We start from the raw sequence: 18,106 nt of genomic DNA, 5'->3' as shown, positions 1-18,106 counted from the left end.
AAGGCTAGAACACCCACGCCGAGGATGCGAGGCGGGGCAAGGGCTTGAGGCCATCCGGCGACGGATGGTGCGGGACCTTGGATCCGGCTTCACGCCGCGTCGAAGCCGGGCGCCGCCAGCCCGGGCAATCCATCACGGCCGGGAACGGTCGGTGCGCGAGGGAGCGAACCATCGCATGGCCGCTGACGCCGAACTCCTGATCGATCGCCGGCGCCTGCGCCGCAAGCTCTCCCTGTGGCGGGTGGTGGGCATCGGCGGCCTCGTCCTCGCCGTCGGCGCCGTCGGCCTGCGGGTCCGCAGCGGCACCGAGCCCCTCGGCTTCGGGGCGGTCAAGCCGCAGATCGCGCGCATCTCCATCGGCGGCTTCATCGCCGGCGCCGAGTCCACCACGAAGCTCATCGAGCGCGTGCGCGAGGCGAACGCCGTTCAGGGCGTGGTGGTCTCGATCTCGTCGCCGGGCGGCACCACCACGGGCTCGGAGGAACTCTACCGCAACCTGCGGGCTCTGGCCGAGAAGAAGCCGATGGTGGCCTTCGTCGACGGCACCGCCGCGTCCGGCGCCTACATCGCCGCCATCGCCGCCGACCACATCGTTGCGCGCGAGACCGCCCTCGTCGGCTCCATCGGCGTGCTGTTCCAGTATCCCGACGTCTCCGGCCTCCTCGACAAGGTCGGGGTGAAGGTCGAAGCGGTGAAATCCTCGCCTCTCAAGGCCGAGCCATCGGGCTTCACCCCGACCTCGCCGGAGGCCCGCGCGGCCCTCGCCGCCGTGGTCGGCGACACCTATGCCTGGTTCAAGGGCCTCGTCTCCGAGCGCCGCAAGATGACCGACAGGGAACTCGCCACCGTGTCCGACGGGCGCGTGTTCAGCGGCCGCCAGAGCGTCCCCCTCAAGCTCGTCGACGGCGTCGGCGGTGAGCGCCAAGCCATCGCCTGGCTCGAAACCGAGCGCGGCGTCGCCAAGAATCTGCCGGTGCTCGACTGGAAGCCGAAGGCCCGAAGCGGCTTCCAGCTCTGGTCGGCCCTCGGCCTCGGGGCCGACCTCGTGGGCCTCGACGGCCTCGCCGCCCGCCTACGCCAGCTGGGCGACGAGACGGCACACGCGGCCGAGGGCGGCCTCCTCGCCGTCTGGCGCCCCGGTTCGGCCGACGCCGCCCGGTGAGGCGCATCCCGTGCGAAAACCGTTCATGACGTCATGAAGGCTGCAGCATGATCAAGTCGGAGCTCGTGCTCAAGATCGCCGAGCAGAACCCCCACCTCTACCAGCGCGACGTCGAGACCCTGGTCAACGCCATCCTCGACACCATCGCCGATGCCCTCGCTCGGGGCGACCGGGTGGAGTTGCGTGGGTTCGGCGCCTTCTCGGTGAAGCGTCGGGATGCGCGGCGCGGACGCAACCCGCGCACGGGTGCGGCCGTTGCCGTTTCCGAGAAGGCCATTCCGGTGTTCAAGACCGGCAAGGAGATGCGCCTGCGCCTCAACGAGGCCGGCATCGGCGCGGAGGAGGCGGCCGCCGCCGCCTCTTGAGCCGACAGACGATAGAGACGACTCGGAGTGCTTCGATGATCCGCTTCTTCAAGGGTTTGGTCCTGCTTCCCATCGCGGTGATCGTCGTCGCCCTGGCGGTGGCGAATCGGGAGGCCGTACGCCTGTCGTTCGATCCGTTCTCGCCCGACATGCCGGTCCTCAGCGTGACCCTGCCGCTCTACGCCCTCCTGTTCATCGCCGTGGGTCTCGGCGTATTGCTCGGCGGATGCGGCGCGTGGCTCGGCCAGTCCGGCACCCGCCGCACCAGCGCCGAGCGCCGCCGTGAGATCCGCCGCCTCGAAGGCGAGACCGCCCGGCTGAAGGCCTATGCGCCCCCGCCGGCCAACGAGGGCCCGAACGGCATCTACCGGAACGCCTCCGACCGCGTCGCCCTGCCGGCGCCGCGCTGAACCCGGGCTGCACCCATGTCCGCCGTCGCCGTCAAGATCTGCGGACTGAGCACCGGGCCGACCCTCGCGGCGGCCCTCGACGCGGGAGCCGATCTCGTCGGCTTCGTGCATTTCCCCAAAAGCCCGCGTCATGTCGATCTCGATACGGCGCGCGATCTGTCGGCCCTGGCCCGGGGGAGGGCGCAGCGCGTTCTCCTCCTCGTCGATCCCGACGACGCCCTCCTGGCGGCGGTGATCGCCGCCACTGATCCCGACTGGATCCAGCTGCACGGGCGCGAGACGCCCGAACGGGTCGCCGCCATCCGCAGCCTCGCCGGGCGTCCTGTGATGAAGGCGCTCGGCATCGCGACACGGCCCGATCTCGCGGTCCTCCCGGCCTACGCGGCCGTCGCCGACCGCCTCCTCCTCGACGCCAAGGCGCCCCCCGGCGCGGCCCTGCCCGGTGGCAACGGACACGCCTTCGACTGGGACCTCCTCGCCGGGGCCGATCTGCCGGACGCGACCCTGCTCTCGGGGGGACTCACCCCGGAGAACGTCGGAGCGGCCCTCGCCCGCACCGGCCTTCGCGCCGTCGACGTGTCGTCCGGCGTCGAGAGCAGCCCCGGTGCGAAGGATCCCCACCGGATCGCCGCCTTCGTCGCCGCGGCGCGGGCCGGCCAATGACGGCCGCCTGACGATTTCACGCGGCGGCGGGTTGGCCGCATTGTCGCTCCCGACGAGCGGGTCTAGATCAGACGGGTGTTTCGCCGCAGGCGAACGGCCGGGCCGATCCCGCTTTCCGAGGCGGTCGGTCCCTCCGAACCCTCTTCCGGCTGCCCGATCCCGGGCGGCCCGCCCGATCATCCAAGGACGCCGCCCGTGACCCTCGCTCCCCCTCCGAACTCGTTCCGTAACGGCCCGGATGCCCGCGGCCGCTTCGGTATCTTCGGCGGACGCTTCGTGGCCGAGACCCTGATGCCGCTGATCCTCGACCTCGAGGCGGCCTACGAGGCCGCCAAGGCCGATCCGGCCTTCCAGGCCGAGATGGACAGCCACCTGACCCACTATGTCGGTCGGCCGAGCCCGCTCTACGAGGCCGAGCGCCTGACGGAGTACCTGCGCGCCAAGGCGGCGCCGGGCCACGGCGCCCGCGTGTTCTTCAAGCGCGAGGAGTTGAACCACACGGGTTCGCACAAGGTGAACAACGTGCTGGGCCAGATCATGCTCGCCCGCCGCATGGGCAAGCCGCGTATCATCGCCGAGACGGGCGCCGGCCAGCACGGCGTGGCGACCGCCACCCTCTGCGCCCGCTTCGGTCTCAAATGCGTGGTCTACATGGGCGCCGTGGACGTGGCGCGCCAGGCGCCCAACGTGTTCCGCATGAAGATGCTCGGCGCCGAGGTGATCCCGGTCGAATCCGGGACCAAGACCCTCAAGGACGCCATGAACGAGGCCCTGCGCGACTGGGTCACCAACGTCGCCGACACGTTCTACTGCATCGGCACGGTGGCGGGCCCGCACCCGTACCCGGCCATGGTGCGCGACTTCCAGTCGATCATCGGCCGCGAGACGAAGGAACAGATGCTGGCGATGGAAGGGCGCCTGCCGGATTCGCTCATCGCCTGCATTGGTGGCGGTTCCAACGCCATGGGCCTGTTCCACCCGTTCCTCGACGATTCCAGCGTCGAGATCTACGGGGTCGAGGCCGCCGGCCACGGCATCGCTTCGGGCCTGCACGCGGCCTCCCTGTCGGGCGGCAAGCCGGGCGTGCTCCACGGCAACCGCACCTACCTCCTGCAGGACGCTGACGGCCAGATCGCCGACGCGCACTCGATCTCGGCGGGCCTCGATTACCCCGGCATCGGCCCCGAACACGCCTGGCTGCACGAAGCCAAGCGCGTCACCTACCTCTCGGCGACGGATACGGAGACCCTGGAGGCGTTCAAGCTGTGCTCCCTGCTGGAAGGGATCATTCCGGCCCTGGAGCCCGCCCACGCCCTGTCCAAGATACTGGAAATCGCCCCCCAGAAGCCGGACGACCACCTGATGGTGCTCAACCTCTCGGGTCGCGGCGACAAAGACATCCCGCAGGTGGCCGAGATTCTCGGCACACGCCTCTGAGCGACGGGTGCCCGGGAGTGAGTTCGGTCTCCCTCCGCGAAAACCCCGTTGACACCGCCAGGCGGATTTCCTATTCCGCCGATCTCGCCGCCGCAGCGCAATCTTCGCAGTGGCGGCGATAGGGCGGGGTAGCTCAGTTGGTTAGAGCAGAGGAATCATAATCCTTGTGTCGGGAGTTCAAATCTCTCCCTCGCTACCATCGAATTCAGTGACGTGAAGCAAAGCCCCGGCCAGGATGCCGGGGCTTTTTCGTTCCGGGGCGATATCCCGCGTGGTCCGTGGGATCAGGGCTTGGGCTCCGCCTTCTCGGCCTCCGCGGCGCGGGTCTCCACCGCCACCATGAAATCCTCCGGTGTCTTGTCGATGAAGTCCTGGACGCTCCGCTGCAGCTTCGGGGCGTCCTGCGTGGGCGGGCAGCGGGGTTCGGAACGCTTGTCGACGCCTGCCTGGAGTTCGGCCTCGAGGGGGCCCATCTCCTTGCGTAGGACCCCGAGTTTCTCCCCGAAGGCCGTGCGCTGCTTGCCCGTGGTGGGAACGTCGCATTCCTTCATCGCGGCCTCGAACATCGCACCGAGGAAGAACGCCTTGATGCGCGTCTCCGAGGGCTGCGGGGCGGCCGGGGCCGCCTTGGCAGGCGTCACGTCGCAGCGGCGCAAGCTCTCGTAGGCTTCCGGGAAGCCGGCCAGGTCGAAATCGGCATCCGCCCCGTCGAGCTTCAGGACCATCTTCTTGGCGGCGAGCATGTTCGGCACGATGCTGTCCGGGAGGACCGTGCTGAGTACCTTCCCATCCCCCGTCCAGGTGGACTTGGCGATGACGACGCGCTTGTCCAGCAGGAAGGGCACGCGGATCTTCTCGTCCTTGTCCCAGGTCCAGTGCTCGTAGACGAAGGTCATGAGCGCCTGGTCGCCCGCGAGCGCGAAGATCAGAGCGTTTTCCGCGTTGTCGTCGGCCGGGTCCTTGTACGACTTGCTCATCATGCAGGTCTGGGCCTTGGCGCTCGGGGCGGGACGCTCGATGTCCCAGCCCTTGGCCTTCTCGAACAGGATCTCGCCCGTGGCGAGCGCGGGCGCGGCGGGAAGGGCCAGAAAAAGGACGAGGCCCGTGAGGGTGGCGATGCGCGTCATGGCTGTCCTTCCGGCGACGGAATGCCGCCCTGACCCGTCCACCGGCGCGGTCGAGCGAGGCCCGGAAGGTGGTGTCCGCGGATCATAGTCCTCGCCCGCACGGAATCACCACAGCATGACGTCACGAAAGCTCGGCGCTCCCTGGAAAAGAGGGGCGGGCGCCGCCCGACGCCCATGAAACGGCGTAGCAGACGACAAGAACTTCACGCCCTCGGGGAAGCAAAAAAGGATCAGGCGATCTTCAGGGCCCAGATCAGGGACAGGCTGACGACGAGAAGAACGACGAGAGAGCCCGTCACCGCCAGGGTGACCCGGCCGCCGACCCGGGCCAGCACCCGCACGTCGACGCCCAGGCCCAGGGCCGCCATCGACACCACGGTGAGGAGGCTCGCCAGGCGCGTCACCGGCTGGGAGGCCGCCTCCGGGACGAGCCCGGCCGAGCGCAGGGTCGCCAGCGCCAGGAAGCCGAGGATGAACCAGGGCACGATCTTGAAGAAGCCGAGGCGACCGGGCCGGGCCTTGGCCGAGCCGCCATCCGCCGGCAGGTACGGGGCGATGAACGAGAACGCGACCACGACGGGCCCGAGCATCAGGACGCGCACGAGCTTGACCAGGGTGCCGACCTGGGTCGCCAGGATGCCGACCGGCACCGTGGCGGCGAGCACCTGCGGCACCGCGTAGACGGTCAGGCCCGCCAGCGTGCCGTACTGGTGCTCGGACAGGCCGACGAGGGGAATGAAAAGGGGCAGGCCCAGCACCATCAGCACGCCGAGCACCGCCGTGAAGGCGATGGCGGCGACCACGTCCTTGCTGTCGGCCCCGATCACCGGCGCCACGGCGGCGATGGCGGAGTTGCCGCAGATGGCGTTGCCGCAGGCGACCAGGATCGCCATGCGGGGCGGCAGGCCGAGCCCCCGGCAGATGGCGTAGCTGGCCACGATCGCCAGCGCCACCGTGGCGACGATGCCGACGAGGAGGCTCGTCCCGGAGGCCACGATGGCGCCGAGGCTGATCGAGGCGCCGAGGAGCGTGACGGCGAGCTCCAGCACCTGCTTGGCCGAGAACGCGATCCCGGCCCGGAAGCGCTCGCCGGGGCTCCACAGGGTGCGCAGCGCGATCCCGAGCAGGATCGCGATGACGAGGGCCTCGACGTAGGGATGGCCCGTGGCCCGCTCCTCCAGGGCCTGGACGCCCAGCGCCGCCGCCGTGAGGACGAGACAGACGAGGAGGCCGGGCACGAGCGAGGTGATCCGGCCGCTGGCGGCCCCAGGGCCCGCTCCGGAGGGGGCCGTCGTGATGCTCTTGACGCTCATGCGGCCTTTCCGCGAGGCAATCGGAAGGAACTTCCACCCCAAGCGCGTACGGGAGAACAACGCTCTCGCTCGGAGGAAATCTTCGCAAAACCCATCCATTGATCGGGGAGGGTCGAAGCGCGACATTCACGCTCATGAGCAAGCGTTCCAGCAGCCCGGCGATGGCCTACGATCCCTTCGGCGAACCCGTCGAGATCGTGTGCCAGGACGCCACCAATGCGGGCGACCGTCGGGCGCGCAACGTCGCCGTGATCGGCTTCTGGCTGATCGCCGCGACCCTGACGGCGAGCCGCGTCTATCTGGCCGACGAGCCGGTGTCGCAGATGGTCGCGAACGCTCATGCGCAGGTCGCCGCCTTCATCACCGCCATCCTGTAAGACCCCCGCCTTCAGAGTGTCCCGGCGCCGCCCGTCGCGGTGCCCGATATTGGACATGACGCTCAGTACGCCGCCGCAAGATAATCGGCGATGGCCTTGCCGTCCGCCTCACTGATCGGCGCGTGATAGACCTTGCGCATCTTCGTCACCTCGCTGGTCCAGAAGGCCGCGCCCTTTCCGGGCGGCTGCATCGCGATGTAGTCGACGGAGTGGCAGGCTTGGCAATTGGCCTCCGCCGCCGACAGGCCGGCCTCGTGGCCGGGCGCGGGACGCAGTTGGGCCGTCGGCTCCGGCAGATCGTAACGCCGCGGTTCGGCTTGGGCGGGGCGACCCGCCAGGAGGCCGGCCCCCGCGAGGGCGGCCGCGACGACGCCAAACGGGATTCCGGCTGTCCGCATCGTGATCCTCCTCATGCCGCCTGCACCCGGACGCTCTCGACGACGTTGCGCATGTAGCCCGGCGGGTTCCAGCGCGGCTCCATCGGCTGGGTCGCGCCGTCGTTGCCCGTCGCCCGGACCCGCAGGGCATGCGGGCCGGCGGGGAGATCGACCGACAGGGTCCAGGGCCGGAAGGCGTAGCGGCCGAGATCGGCGCCGAGCTGCGCCTCGGTCCAGCTGTGCCCGTCATCGGTGGAGACCGCCACCGCCCGGATGCCCGAGCCGCCGTCGAAGGCGATGCCGCGCAGGGCCGTCCGCCCGGCCGGGATCGCGGCCCCGTCGGCGAGATTGGTAACGAAGGAGCGGATCGAGAAGCGGTTGATCGGCACGGTGGTCTTGGGGGCCTGGCCGGGTTCAACGCAGGCGCAGGGGTTGTCCGGAATGCGATAGGCCGAGGTCATCCAGAAGCCCTCGTAGGGCTTGTCCAGCACGGTGATCGCGTTGAGGTGCTTGACCCAATAAGTGCCGTAGAAGCCCGGGACCACGAGGCGTAAGGGATAGCCGTTGAGCCAGGGCAGATCCTCCCCGTTCATGGCCCAGGCCAGCATCACCTCGCCGTCGCGGGCGTGATCGAGGCCGAGCGCCTTGGCGAAGTCCGGGGTAGCCGGAAGGACAGGGCCGTCGAGGCCCTCGAAGGCCACCTGCACGGCCCCGGCCTTCACGCCGGCCCGCTCCAGCACGGCCTTCAGGGGCACGCCGGTCCAGCGGGCATTGCCCATGGCGCCGTTGGCGAGCTGGCCGCCCGCGACGCGGGGCTCGACGAAGCCGCGCGAATTGCCCGAGCATTGATTGACCGCGACGATCTCGGAAGCGGGCATCGCCTTCAGTTCGGCGAGCGACAGGGCGACCGGCGCTCCGACATGCCCCGAAACCGTCAGGCGGAAAGCCTCTGGATCGACGACGGTCGGGATATCGGCGAGGTGATAGCGCACGAAGAAGGCGTCGTTCGGGGTGATGACCCCTTCGTCGAAAACGGAGAACGGCGTTTCCAGCTGCGGCGGCCGCGCGGTCATCTGCAGGAGGGGACGCTTGCCCGGATACGCTACGAGGGGGCGCTCGCCGTTGCCGAACGGAAGGGTGACGGCCTCGCCGGCCCGGGCCGCCCGGCTGGACCAGGGCGCAAGGGCCGCGCCGGTGGCGGCGATCAGGCCGGCCCCGGCCTGGCGGAGGAGGGTTCTGCGATCGGTGTCTGGCATTCCGGCATCTCCTCGACCGGCCGCGTCGCCCGCCCCGTCCGCGCGGTCACCGCAGCACGGAGGCGTAGTGGATGTCCTCGGTCAGGCAGGTCGACAGGCGCCACTCCACCGGCCGGTCCTCGAGATCGACGGCGACGCGGTCGACTTCGAGGACCGGCGTTCCGGCGGGCCTGCCCAGCAGCTCGGCCTTGTCAGCGGGCAGCGCGATCGCCTTCAGGCGCTCGTGCGCGGTGGCGATCGTGATGCCGAACCGGGTGGCGTAGAGGCTGTAGAGCGTGTTCGGGAGTTCCATGGCCGCGAGGCCGGGAAACAGGGTCGCCGGGACGGCGATCGTCTCGACGAGACAGGGCCGGCCGTCGAGGGCGCGCACCCGCTCCATCCGCACCACCCGCGCGTTGCGCAGAAGGGCGAGGCGGTCGCGCTCGTCGAGGGTGGCGGCGGCCTCCGTGGCAGAGACGACGCGGCTCGTCGGGGTGCCGGCGACCGCCCCGTCGGGACGCAGCTTGAAGAAGCGGAAGACACTCTGCTTGTCGTCGTGCTCGGCCACGAAGGTGCCGCGCCCCTGCCGGCGCACCAGCAGGCTGTCGGCGGTCAGGGCATCGAGGGCCTTGCGCACCGTGCCCTGGCTGACGCCGAGCTCGGCCGCGAGCACGCCCTCGCTGGGCAGGATCTGGCCCGGCTGCCAGACCGCGTCGGCGAGGCGGCGCAGGAGCGTGTCGTAGACCTGTCGATAGAGGGGGCGGAAGCCCACCGCATTGCTACCCGTGCGTTCCATGTCGGTGCGCCGCTGCTCCCCGGGCGTGGGAGGAGGAAAGGAGAGGTTTCCCAGCACGGTGTCCCGCCCTTCGTTAAGCCCGAGCCCAGCTCCGGGCAATCGGTCGATGCGCAGAGCCGGGGGTCGGAAGCGGATCCCGCCCGGGATCGCGGCTTTCATGGTCACAGCGCCTCGATCTCGGCCACGAGGGCGTCCGGGACGCTGAGCCCCTCGGCCTCGGCCCGGGCCCGCAGCGCGAGGCGGCGGGCACCGGGCAGCCGCGCCCCGTCCTGCGCCTCGATGGAGCCGGCGAGTTCCCCGAACCGCGCCAGGGCCCCGGGCCCGAACGCATCGGCCGCGAGGGCGATGACGAGCTGCCCGGTGCCCGGCGGATCGCCCTCGGCGTCGAGGAACGAGCTGGCCTCCCCGGCGAACCGCCCGCCGGTCAGGCCGGCGGCGAGGAGCTCCACCATCAGGGCCAGCGCCGTACCCTTCGCGTCGCCGAGCGGCACCATGGTGCCCTTGAGGGCCGCGCCGGCATCGGTCGTCGGCTGCCCGGCGGCGTCGAGGGCCCAGCCCTCCGGAATGGCCTCGCCGCGCTGGCGGGCGGCCATGATCGCGCCACGCGCCACCTTCGAGAGGGACAGGTCGACGACGATGGGGGCGCGGCCCGGCAGGGGGCAGGCGAAGGCGAGGGGGTTCGTCCCGAACACCGCCCGCGACCCGCCCCAGGGCGCCATGGCGGCGGGTGTGTTGGCGAGCAGGATCGCCACGAGCCCGGCCTCGGCCAGGGCCTCCACGGGCCGGCCGGCGGCGCCACAATGGTGCGAGCGCCGGATGCCGGCCGCTGCGACGCCCTGCTCCCGGACCAGGGCCGGAAGCTGCTCCAGCACGGCGTCGAGGGCCGGGTAGGCGAAGCCGTGGGCGGCGTCGACGGCCAGCAGACCGGGCCGGGGCCGCGTCACCGCGATCGCGGCATCGCCCACCACCTTGCCGGCCCGGACCTGGGCCGCATAGGAGGCCACCCGCGAGAGCCCGTGTCCCTTCAGCCCATCGGCTTCGGCCCCGACGAGGGCGCGGGCGACGCTGTGGGCCGCGGGCGCCAGCGTTCCGCAGCGGACCAGGGCGTCGGTGACGAGGGTGTGGGCGGCGGCGAGGCTCAGGGTCGGCATGGCTTTCAGCCCTCGGAGAGGTGGCGGCGCACGGCCTGCGCCGTGACGCGGGAGACGCGCACGTTGGATTCCTGCGTCACCCCGGCGATATGCGGCGTCAGGATGAGGTTGGGCAGATCGCGGAACGGGGCGCCCGCCGCGGCATCGAGGGGTTCTTTCGCGAACACATCGAGGGCGGCCCCGCCGAGATGCCCGGAGCGCAGGGCGTCGACGACGGCAGCGGCGTCCACCACCTCGCCCCGGGCGGCGTTGATGAGGATCGCCCCGGCCGGCATCCGGGCGATGACGGACGCATCGATCATCTCCCGGGTCTCGGGCGTCAGCGGTACGTGTAGGGACAGGACGTCGCTGTCGGCGATGAGGGCGACGCGGTCCGGCGCCCGCGCGACCGTGCCGCCGCCCATCCGCCAGGCCGGATCGTCGGCCGGCACGAAGGGGTCGTGGGCCGAGACCCGCATCCCGAGGGCGAGGGCGCGGTGGGCGGTCTCGCGGGCGATGGCGCCGAACCCGACGAGGCCGAGGCGCTTGCCCGAGATCTCCCGGCCCATCAGCGCGTTGCGCGGCCAGGACCCGGCCGCCACGGCGGCGGTGGCACCGTAGGCCCCGCGCAGGAGCAGCATCGCGGTGCCGATCACGTACTCGGCCACCGCGACGTCGTTGGCGCCGGTGGCGGGGTAGACAGCGATGCCGCGCTCCCGGCAGGCCGCGAGGTCGATGTTGTCGAGGCCGACGCCGAGGCGCCCGACCGCCTTGAGATCGGGCGCGGCGGCGAGGAGCGCCGCGTTCACCTGGGTGCGGTTCCGGACCACGAGGGCGTCGGCGTCGGCCAGCGCCGCCCGGAGGTCGTCCGGCCGGTCGACGAGGGCCGGGTCGTAGAGCGTCGTGAAGCCGCCGAGCTCGGCCGCAATGGCGGCCTCGTCCATGAATTCGGCGATCACCACTTTCGGTGGGCGGCCCGTCGGGGCGTGGGATGTCGGCATGGCCCTGGGGCTCCGGTTTGGGGAACGCGATCCGTCAGGTGGCCGGGATCACGGCGGGCAGCGCCCGGTGGCGGGCCGGGCTCGGGGCGGCGATGGGGGCGGGCGTGCCCTCGATCGCCTCATCCGGCTCGTCGAGGGAGTCGAGGTCGGGCTGGATGCGCCCGTCGAGGACGGCGCGGGCATGGGCGAGGTCGATCTTGCCCTCCCAGCGGGCGATCACCAGGGTCGCCACCATATTGCCGATGGCGTTGGTGATGCAGCGCAGCTCGTTGAGGATGCGGTCGACGCCGATGATCAGCGCGATGCCGGCGACGGGGAGGAGCTGCGACGCCTGGAGCGTCGCAGCGAGCACGAACAGGATCGCCCCAGCGACGCCGGCCACCCCCTTCGAGGTCACGAGGGCGATGGCGAGGAGCCCGAGCTCCTGCTCCCAGGTGAGCGGGATGTTGAGCGCCTGGGCGATGAAGCCGATCGCCATGGTGAGGTAGATGCACGACCCGTCCATGTTGAACGACAGGCCCGCCGGCATCACGAGGCCGGTCACGCCCTTCTCCACGGAGAGCCCGCCGAGCTTGGCCATCAGGCGCGGCAGGACCGATTCGGTGCTGGTTGTGCCGAGGAGAATGAACATTTCCTCGCGGACGTAGAGGAACAGCTTCCATAGGCTCAGGCCCACATAGAACCGCATCACGCCGCCGAGGAACAGCACGATGAACACGAAGAAGGTCAGGTAGAGCGACAGGATCAGCATCCCGTACTGGGCGAGGATGCCGAGCCCGAACTTGCCGATGGTGAAGGCCATGGCGCCGAATGCCCCGATGGGGGCGAAGCGCATGATGATGCCCACGACCTTCATCAGGATATCGCCGAAGGCATGGATCACCTTGAGGGGGAATTGCCCCTTCGGCCCCATGGCGGCCAGCCCCATCCCGACCAGCACGGAGAAGAACATCACCTGGAGGAGGTCGCCCTTGGCGAAGGCGTCGACGGCGCTGTGCGGGATGATGTTGGCGATGATCTCCATCACGCTCTGGGCGTGGGCCTTGCCGGCGATGGCGGACACGCTCTTGGCGTCGAGGCTCTCGATGGAGGCGTTGATGCCGTCGCCGGGCCGCAGGAGGTTGACGAAGAGGAGGCCGGCGGCCAGCGCCACCGTCGTCGACACCTCGAAATAGACCAGCGTCTTCAGGCCCATGCGGCCGACGCTCTTCATATCGCCGACATGGGCGATGCCGACCACCACCGTGCAGAAGATCACCGGACCGACGACCATCTTGATCAGGTTGACGAACATGTCGCCGAGGATCTTCAGGCCGACGGCGAACTCGGGAAAGAGCACGCCCACGACGATGCCGAGGGCGATTCCGATCAGGACCTGGCCGTAGATCGATCGCAGAACTCTCATGGGCGTTCCTCACGCGCGCTTCGAACGGGATGCGCCGCCTACGCGGTCTTCATCCCCTGGAAGTGTCCGCCTCGGCGAAGTTTCCGCCTTCGCGAAACCCCGATGGCGTCGGGGTGAGACGCCGCGTCCCAGGCCGGAACGCGGCGGGAGAAGTCGCCGGTTAGGCGCTCCGGTACAGTTTCGTCATGACGAACTCGCGGTGGCCGAGGGATTCGGCGGCCGTGAGCCGGCCATTCGCGGTGCGCACCACCATGTCGATCAGGGCGTCGCCCGCCTGCGGGATGGTCATCTCGCGGGTGAGTACGCCCGAGACGTCGACGTCGATGTGTTCGCCCATGGTGCGCACCGTGCGCGGGTTGCCGGTGATCTTAATCACCGGGACGATCGGGTTGCCGATGACGTTGCCCTGCCCGGTGGGGAAGGTATGGACCACGTAGCCCGCCGCCGCCATCAGGGTAATGCATTCGGCCGCCGCCGACGAGGTGTCCATGTAGTACAGGCCCGGTCCCTTGGCGGGCGCCTCGGCCGGCTGCAACGCGTCGATGTAGCGGCAATCGTGGCCGATCTTCTCGAGATTACCGAGCGCCTTCTCCTCGATGGTGCTCAGGCCCCCGAGGATGTTGCCTTTGGTCGGCTGGGAATCCGAGAGGTCGTCGGTCTTGTGCGCCTCGATGACGTCGTCCTGGTAGGACTTCCACATGGAAAACCACTTGTCGCCGATCTCGGGCGTCGCCGCGCGCTCCCGGCAGAGGTGCTCGGCACCGGTGATCTCCGAGGTCTCGCCGAACACGCCGTAGATCCCCTGCGGGATCAGCTTGTCGTAGAGGTTGCCCACGGTGGGGCAGGAGGACAGGCCCGTGGTGGTGTCGGACTCGCCGCACTTCGTCGAGATCCACAGGTCCGAGATCGGGCATTCCTCGCGGGGCAGCTCGGTCGCCCATTGCACGAAGCGCTTGGCCTGGTAGCTGGCCTTGGCGATGGTGGCGATGTCGCCGTACCCCTCGATGCCGAACCCGACCACGGGCTTGCCGGTCTTGGCGATGCCCTCGACGATCCGGTTGGTCCACTGGTCCTCGATGCCGATGACCACCACGGCCGCGACGTTCGGGTTGGAGCCGATGCCGATCAGGGTGCGGAAGTGGAGTTCGAGATCCTCGCCGAACTGCAGCCGGCCGTAGGCGTGGGGCAGGGCCATCGTGCCCTTCACGTTGTTGGCGACCGCCTCGCAGGAGGCGTTCGAGAGGTCGTCCAGGGGCAGGAGGACGACGTGGTTGCGCACGCCGACGCGACCGTTCTCGCGGCGCCAGCCCATGAAGGTGGCGGCCTTGGTGTCCACGGAGGCGCGGCTGGAGCCCAGCGCCGAGGTGGCGAACTGGTCGGGGGCTCCGCCGACGAAGGGGGAGGTGGTCTCGGGGGCGTTCATGATGGACTCTCCGGGCATCGCGACCTCACCAGCGCTTCGTCTTGAGGTTCTGGACGTGGACATGCTCGCCCTTGGCGACGTCCTTGATGATCTTGCCGATATCCTGGCCGTACTTAATGGCCGTATCGCCGGCCTTCAGGTCGGTGAGGGCGACCTTGTGGCCGATGGGGATGTCGTGGCGGACGTTCACCGCGAAGGTCGAATCGTCCTCGGTGATGACGCCGAACGCATCGGTGTCGGCCTTCAGGCCCTCGATGACGGCGACGGCGACGTTGTCCAGCGGGCTGTGGGCGAGAAGGTGCGGCTTCGTCCGCCCCCCACCCGATCCGGCGTGGCTGCTCATTCCGGGATCCTCCTTGGTGAAGCCGTCGGCTCTTTGCGGCGACTTAGTCTTGTATAAGACATCATAATTTCCACAGTCAATTGCGGTTCGTACCGGAAAGCACGAAGGCTTGGGTTCCAGATGCATCCGTTCGGTTTTTCGCAGAAAGGGCGCCGGGCGCCTGGTTGGGCGTGCCAAGGCGCTTGCCCAGTCATGAATCTTATATAAGACAAAGCGATCGGCGATGGATCCCGGCCTGTCGGCGCGATCCTGCCCCCGCCGATCCGCCCGAAGACCGAGACGCACGTTGAGCGAAACCCTTCAGATCGTCCTGTGCCTGAGCTGTGCCGGCCTCATCTCCGGGCTGACGGGCTTCGCCTTCGCGCTGGTGGCCTCCGGCACCCTGCTGTCGATCCGGGCGCCCATCGAGGCGACGGCCCTGGTGCTGACCTGCAGCATCCTCTCGCAGGTCCTGTCGGTGATGCGGCTGCGGACCCTGCCGCCGCGCGCGACGGCCCTGGCGATGATCGGCCCCGGTCTCCTCGGGGCGCCGATCGGGATCCATCTCCTCAAGGATCTCAATCCCGAGGTGGTGAAGGTGCTGATCGGGATCTTCCTGATCCTCTACAGCGCCGTGGTGGCGCGGCTGCGCAGCGACTACCGGATCTCGTTCGGCAACGCCTGGAGCGACGGCGCCGTGGGCTTCCTCGGCGGCATCCTCGGGGGCATCGCCGGGCTGTCGGGCGCGCTGCCCACCGCCTGGAGCCTCGTGCGCGGCTGGGAGCCGCGCATGCAACGGGCGGTCTACCAGAGCTTCACCCTGGTCCTGCAGGTCTGGTCCCTGGCGATCCTGGCGCTGTTCAATCCGTTCCCGCCCGAACTGATGGCCGACCTCGCCCTGGGGCTGCCCATCGTTCTCGTCAGCGTACTGGCCGGGCTGTCGCTGTTCTCGCGTATCGACCAGCGCCGCTTCCGCTCCGTCGTCCTGGCGCTGCTCGCGGCCATCGGCTTCACCACAACCGCCCTGGCGCTCCCCGGCCTGCTGCGCTGAGGTGCCGGGCGGGGGGTCGGCGGCACGGCTTGGCGTGGACCTCGGCGAGGAACAGCTCCCGCCGGTCCCGGGCGCCGACGGATCGTCTCCGGGCGCGCCATGACGGCGACGAAACGCGGGAACGTCGCGTGCGAACCTTCCGTTGGGGTGGAGCCCCGCGGGGGGCGGTCAGGCCGCCGCGTCGAGCAGGGAGGCGCCGGGGCGCACATGCGTGAAGGCGACGGGCTCCATGGCGACGTCGAGGCCGTCCCCGCCCTGGCGCACCACGGTGTAGTGCGAGGTCGCGAGATCCGAGGCGTCGGGGAAGTCCTCCCGGAAATGCGCGCCCCGGCTGTCGGTGCGGGCCAGGGCCGCGGCGCGGATCGACTGGCTGACGAGGACGAGGTTCTCGAGGTTGAGCCGGTCCATCCAAGTCAGGTTGTAGCGGCGGTCGCCGTCGGGGATGCCGGCCTGCGCCACCGCGGCGGCCAGAGCGTCGAGGCGCTCGCCGGCCCGCGCCAGTCCGGCCGCGTCGCGCAGGATGCCGACATCGTCCCACATCGTCGCGTAGAGGGCTTCCCGGATCGCCCCGAGATCTCCCGCCGGGCGTCCGAGGGGGCCGTAGGCCCGGGCCAGCCCCGCCTCGACCGCGTGGGGGTCGGGCTCGGCGAGAGCCCCCACGCCCCGGACCTCGCGGGCCATGGCCGTGCCGGCGAGGCCGCCGAACACCGTCGAGTTGGCGACACCGTTGCCGCCGAGGCGGTTGGCGCCGTGCACCCCGCCGGTATCCTCACCCGCCGCGTAGAGGCGCGGCAGCTCGGTGCCGCAGCCGGGGCGGAACTCGACCCCGCCCATCATGTAATGGGCGGTCGGGATGACCTCGACGAGGCCGCCCGCGAGGTCGAAGCCGCAATCGGCGCAGCGCTCGACCATGCCCTTGAACTTGCGCCGTACGTCCTCGGGGCCGAGATGGCTCATCTGGATGTAGACGCCCCCGTTCGGGGTGGCATGGCCGTCGCGGATGCGGCGCATGATCGAGCGGCTGACGACGTCGCGGGTCGCCCGCTCCGCGCGCGGATCGTAGTGATGCATGAAGCGCTCGCGGGAGGCGTCGAGCAGGTAACCGCCCGCGCCCCGCAGACCCTCCTCCAGCACCGTGCCGGTCATGCGCGTGCCCGCGCCCGCCAGCAGGCCGGTGGGATGGAACTGCACCATCTCCATGTCGCGCAACGGCAGGCCGGCACGAAGCGCCATGGCGAGGCCGTCGCAGGTCTTGTCGCCGGACGGCGTGTGGAACTTGTACATGGTCGGGCCGCCGCCCGTGGCGAGCAGGGTCGCCCGGGCGCGGACGAGGACGGGGTCCCCGGTGCGCATGTCGAGCATCAGGACCCCGGCGAGGCCGGAGCCGTCGGCCGCCGGGATCAGCTCGAGGGCGCGGTGGTCCTCCAGGCGCCGGACGTCGCGGCGCCAGACCTGCTCGGACAGGCGGTTGATGATCTCGATGCCGGTGAGGTCGCCCTTGTGCACGGTGCGGTCGAAGGTCTGCCCGGCGAAGGCCTTCTGGTGGACGCTGCCGTCGGGATTGCGGTCGAAGAAGCAGCCGAGTTCGGTCTCGAGTTCGCGGATGCGGACCTGCGCCTCGGTGACCAGGGTCCAGGCCAGCTCCTGGTTGTTGAGCCACTTGCCGCCCTCGATCGTGTCCATGAAGTGGCGCTCGACCGAGTCGCCTGGGGCGAGGGCGACGTTGTAGCCGCCCTGGACCATGCGGGTGCAGCCGCACTTGCCGAGCAGACCCTTCACCGCGACGGTGACGTCGAGGTCGGGCGCGGCCTTCTTGGCGTGCAGCGCCGCGAACAGGCCGGCGCCCCCCGACCCTAGGATGAGGATATCGGTCTCGACGGTGATTGGTACGGCGCGCATCAGGCGGCTCCCAGGCTCGCGATGACGGCGTCGCGCCGGCCGGCGACGTCGCGTTGGACGTCGGCGAAAAGCGAGCCGCCGTGGGAATCCATGCCGACGAGGAGGGGGCCGAAATCGCGGATCGCGAACTTCCACAGGCTCTCGGGATGGAGATCGTCGAGGTCGATGTCGTCGATCCGCTCGATCCAGGTGGTTTCCAGGGCGGCGGCGCCCCCGACGATGGCGAGGTAGGCGCCGCCCTGCTCGGCGAAGGCCGCGAGGGTCTGGGGGCCCATGCCGCCCTTGCCGACGATGAGGCGCACGCCTTCCCGCCGCATCAGCGCGTCGGTGAAGCGCTCCATCCGCATGGAGGTGGTGGTGCCGATGCAGAACGGGGCGTAGCCGACGGGAGCCTCGGCCGAGACCGGCACGCGGTGGACGTTGGGCGCGGTGTGGATGACCGCGTGGCCGGCTAGAGCGAGATGCGTCCGGCGCGCCCGGTCGAACATGTGGATCAGGGTCGCGTCGCGGATGCCGAACAGGGTCCTTCGCAGGGTGACGGTGTCGCCGACCCGCAGGGCGCGGGCCTGCGCGGCGTCGATCGGCATGTCGAGAACGTGGTGCATGGCTCTGC

19 protein-coding genes and 1 tRNA gene are annotated in these 18,106 nt (G+C 70.2%); 8 read left to right on the top strand and 12 right to left on the bottom strand.

Annotated elements, in window-relative coordinates:
* Positions 1 to 175 precede the first annotated feature (175 nt).
* The 6 genes from sppA to MFF01_RS11005 all read left to right on the top strand — a co-directional run bounded on the left by sppA (position 176) and on the right by MFF01_RS11005 (position 4,236).
* Positions 176 to 1,162, top strand: a complete 987-nt coding sequence (gene sppA / locus MFF01_RS11030; RefSeq protein ID WP_238225261.1) for a signal peptide peptidase SppA — start codon at positions 176 to 178, stop codon at positions 1,160 to 1,162.
* A gap of 47 nt (positions 1,163 to 1,209) precedes the next feature.
* Entirely contained in the window at positions 1,210 to 1,527 is a 318-nt protein-coding gene (gene ihfB, locus MFF01_RS11025) for an integration host factor subunit beta (RefSeq protein ID WP_238225259.1), read from the top strand.
* Positions 1,528 to 1,562: 35 nt separating this feature from the next.
* On the top strand, positions 1,563 to 1,937 hold the full coding sequence (locus MFF01_RS11020) for a lipopolysaccharide assembly protein LapA domain-containing protein (RefSeq protein WP_238225257.1): 375 nt from the start codon (positions 1,563 to 1,565) through the stop codon (positions 1,935 to 1,937).
* Positions 1,938 to 1,952: 15 nt separating this feature from the next.
* The gene (locus MFF01_RS11015; protein ID WP_238225255.1) at positions 1,953 to 2,600 is read left to right on the top strand and encodes a phosphoribosylanthranilate isomerase; all 648 of its coding nucleotides are present in this window, start codon (positions 1,953 to 1,955) and stop codon (positions 2,598 to 2,600) included.
* Positions 2,601 to 2,795: 195 nt separating this feature from the next.
* On the top strand, positions 2,796 to 4,037 hold the full coding sequence (gene trpB, locus MFF01_RS11010) for a tryptophan synthase subunit beta (RefSeq protein WP_238225252.1): 1,242 nt from the start codon (positions 2,796 to 2,798) through the stop codon (positions 4,035 to 4,037).
* 122 nt (positions 4,038 to 4,159) lie between these two features.
* Positions 4,160 to 4,236: transfer RNA gene (locus tag MFF01_RS11005), tRNA-Met, on the top strand.
* Between the two features lie 85 nt (positions 4,237 to 4,321).
* Here the strand turns inward: MFF01_RS11005 and MFF01_RS11000 are convergent.
* Entirely contained in the window at positions 4,322 to 5,164 is an 843-nt protein-coding gene (locus MFF01_RS11000) for a hypothetical protein (RefSeq protein WP_238225250.1), read from the bottom strand.
* A gap of 230 nt (positions 5,165 to 5,394) precedes the next feature.
* The gene (locus tag MFF01_RS10995) at positions 5,395 to 6,477 is read right to left on the bottom strand and encodes a YeiH family protein (RefSeq protein WP_238225242.1); all 1,083 of its coding nucleotides are present in this window, start codon (positions 6,475 to 6,477) and stop codon (positions 5,395 to 5,397) included.
* A gap of 134 nt (positions 6,478 to 6,611) precedes the next feature.
* On the opposite strand from MFF01_RS10995, the gene MFF01_RS10990 reads away from it, so the two are divergent.
* Entirely contained in the window at positions 6,612 to 6,854 is a 243-nt protein-coding gene (locus tag MFF01_RS10990; RefSeq protein ID WP_238225229.1) for a hypothetical protein, read from the top strand.
* 62 nt (positions 6,855 to 6,916) lie between these two features.
* Here the strand turns inward: MFF01_RS10990 and sorB are convergent, their stop codons facing one another.
* The 8 genes from sorB to MFF01_RS10950 all read right to left on the bottom strand — a co-directional run bounded on the left by sorB (position 6,917) and on the right by MFF01_RS10950 (position 14,564).
* Positions 6,917 to 7,252, bottom strand: a complete 336-nt coding sequence (sorB, locus tag MFF01_RS10985) for a SorB family sulfite dehydrogenase c-type cytochrome subunit (protein WP_238225220.1) — start codon at positions 7,250 to 7,252, stop codon at positions 6,917 to 6,919.
* 11 nt (positions 7,253 to 7,263) lie between these two features.
* Positions 7,264 to 8,487: a SorA family sulfite dehydrogenase catalytic subunit gene (gene sorA, locus MFF01_RS10980; RefSeq protein WP_238225217.1), complete on the bottom strand. Its 1,224-nt coding sequence runs from the start codon at positions 8,485 to 8,487 to the stop codon at positions 7,264 to 7,266.
* A gap of 46 nt (positions 8,488 to 8,533) precedes the next feature.
* Positions 8,534 to 9,262, bottom strand: a complete 729-nt coding sequence (locus tag MFF01_RS10975) for a GntR family transcriptional regulator (RefSeq protein WP_238225215.1) — start codon at positions 9,260 to 9,262, stop codon at positions 8,534 to 8,536.
* 161 nt (positions 9,263 to 9,423) lie between these two features.
* Complete coding sequence (locus MFF01_RS10970; protein WP_238225206.1) at positions 9,424 to 10,413, bottom strand: Ldh family oxidoreductase; 990 nt, start codon at positions 10,411 to 10,413, stop codon at positions 9,424 to 9,426.
* Between the two features lie 5 nt (positions 10,414 to 10,418).
* Positions 10,419 to 11,393, bottom strand: coding sequence for an NAD(P)-dependent oxidoreductase (locus MFF01_RS10965; RefSeq protein ID WP_238225204.1), 975 nt, complete (start codon positions 11,391 to 11,393; stop codon positions 10,419 to 10,421).
* Positions 11,394 to 11,427: 34 nt separating this feature from the next.
* Entirely contained in the window at positions 11,428 to 12,798 is a 1,371-nt protein-coding gene (locus MFF01_RS10960; protein ID WP_238225201.1) for a cation:dicarboxylate symporter family transporter, read from the bottom strand.
* A gap of 160 nt (positions 12,799 to 12,958) precedes the next feature.
* Positions 12,959 to 14,221 (bottom strand): UxaA family hydrolase, encoded by a 1,263-nt coding sequence (locus tag MFF01_RS10955; RefSeq protein ID WP_373319729.1) that lies wholly within the window; start codon positions 14,219 to 14,221, stop codon positions 12,959 to 12,961.
* 25 nt (positions 14,222 to 14,246) lie between these two features.
* On the bottom strand, positions 14,247 to 14,564 hold the full coding sequence (locus MFF01_RS10950) for a UxaA family hydrolase (RefSeq protein ID WP_238225199.1): 318 nt from the start codon (positions 14,562 to 14,564) through the stop codon (positions 14,247 to 14,249).
* A 286-nt stretch (positions 14,565 to 14,850) separates the two neighbouring features.
* Here MFF01_RS10950 and MFF01_RS10945 point away from each other — a divergent pair, with 286 nt between their 5' ends.
* A complete protein-coding gene (locus MFF01_RS10945; RefSeq protein ID WP_238225197.1) occupies positions 14,851 to 15,594 on the top strand; it encodes a sulfite exporter TauE/SafE family protein in 744 nt (247 codons plus the stop codon).
* Positions 15,595 to 15,762: 168 nt separating this feature from the next.
* Here MFF01_RS10945 and MFF01_RS10940 read toward each other — a convergent pair whose 3' ends face one another.
* The gene (locus tag MFF01_RS10940; RefSeq protein ID WP_238225195.1) at positions 15,763 to 17,493 is read right to left on the bottom strand and encodes an L-aspartate oxidase; all 1,731 of its coding nucleotides are present in this window, start codon (positions 17,491 to 17,493) and stop codon (positions 15,763 to 15,765) included.
* On the bottom strand, positions 17,493 to 18,098 hold the full coding sequence (locus MFF01_RS10935) for a fumarate hydratase C-terminal domain-containing protein (protein WP_238225187.1): 606 nt from the start codon (positions 18,096 to 18,098) through the stop codon (positions 17,493 to 17,495). The genes MFF01_RS10940 and MFF01_RS10935 overlap by 1 nt, the downstream gene beginning before the upstream one ends.
* Between the last annotated feature and the right edge of the window lie 8 nt (positions 18,099 to 18,106).

This window comes from Methylobacterium adhaesivum (assembly GCF_022179065.1).
Taxonomy (GTDB): Bacteria; Pseudomonadota; Alphaproteobacteria; order Rhizobiales; family Beijerinckiaceae; genus Methylobacterium; species Methylobacterium adhaesivum.
This window is presented reverse-complemented; position numbering and strand designations above follow the sequence as displayed.

Coding starts and splice junctions, on each gene's coding strand:
- sppA (WP_238225261.1), top strand. CDS start 176: ATGGCCGCTGACGCCGAACTCCTGATCGATCGCCGGCGCCTGCGCCGC.
- ihfB (WP_238225259.1), top strand. CDS start 1,210: ATGATCAAGTCGGAGCTCGTGCTCAAGATCGCCGAGCAGAACCCCCAC.
- MFF01_RS11020 (WP_238225257.1), top strand. CDS start 1,563: ATGATCCGCTTCTTCAAGGGTTTGGTCCTGCTTCCCATCGCGGTGATC.
- MFF01_RS11015 (WP_238225255.1), top strand. CDS start 1,953: ATGTCCGCCGTCGCCGTCAAGATCTGCGGACTGAGCACCGGGCCGACC.
- MFF01_RS11000 (WP_238225250.1), bottom strand. CDS start 5,164: ATGACGCGCATCGCCACCCTCACGGGCCTCGTCCTTTTTCTGGCCCTT.
- MFF01_RS10995 (WP_238225242.1), bottom strand. CDS start 6,477: ATGAGCGTCAAGAGCATCACGACGGCCCCCTCCGGAGCGGGCCCTGGG.
- MFF01_RS10990 (WP_238225229.1), top strand. CDS start 6,612: ATGAGCAAGCGTTCCAGCAGCCCGGCGATGGCCTACGATCCCTTCGGC.
- sorB (WP_238225220.1), bottom strand. CDS start 7,252: ATGCGGACAGCCGGAATCCCGTTTGGCGTCGTCGCGGCCGCCCTCGCG.
- sorA (WP_238225217.1), bottom strand. CDS start 8,487: ATGCCAGACACCGATCGCAGAACCCTCCTCCGCCAGGCCGGGGCCGGC.
- MFF01_RS10975 (WP_238225215.1), bottom strand. CDS start 9,262: ATGGAACGCACGGGTAGCAATGCGGTGGGCTTCCGCCCCCTCTATCGA.
- MFF01_RS10970 (WP_238225206.1), bottom strand. CDS start 10,413: ATGCCGACCCTGAGCCTCGCCGCCGCCCACACCCTCGTCACCGACGCC.
- MFF01_RS10965 (WP_238225204.1), bottom strand. CDS start 11,393: ATGCCGACATCCCACGCCCCGACGGGCCGCCCACCGAAAGTGGTGATC.
- MFF01_RS10960 (WP_238225201.1), bottom strand. CDS start 12,798: ATGAGAGTTCTGCGATCGATCTACGGCCAGGTCCTGATCGGAATCGCC.
- MFF01_RS10955 (WP_373319729.1), bottom strand. CDS start 14,221: ATGAACGCCCCCGAGACCACCTCCCCCTTCGTCGGCGGAGCCCCCGAC.
- MFF01_RS10950 (WP_238225199.1), bottom strand. CDS start 14,564: ATGAGCAGCCACGCCGGATCGGGTGGGGGGCGGACGAAGCCGCACCTT.
- MFF01_RS10940 (WP_238225195.1), bottom strand. CDS start 17,493: ATGCGCGCCGTACCAATCACCGTCGAGACCGATATCCTCATCCTAGGG.
- MFF01_RS10935 (WP_238225187.1), bottom strand. CDS start 18,098: ATGCACCACGTTCTCGACATGCCGATCGACGCCGCGCAGGCCCGCGCC.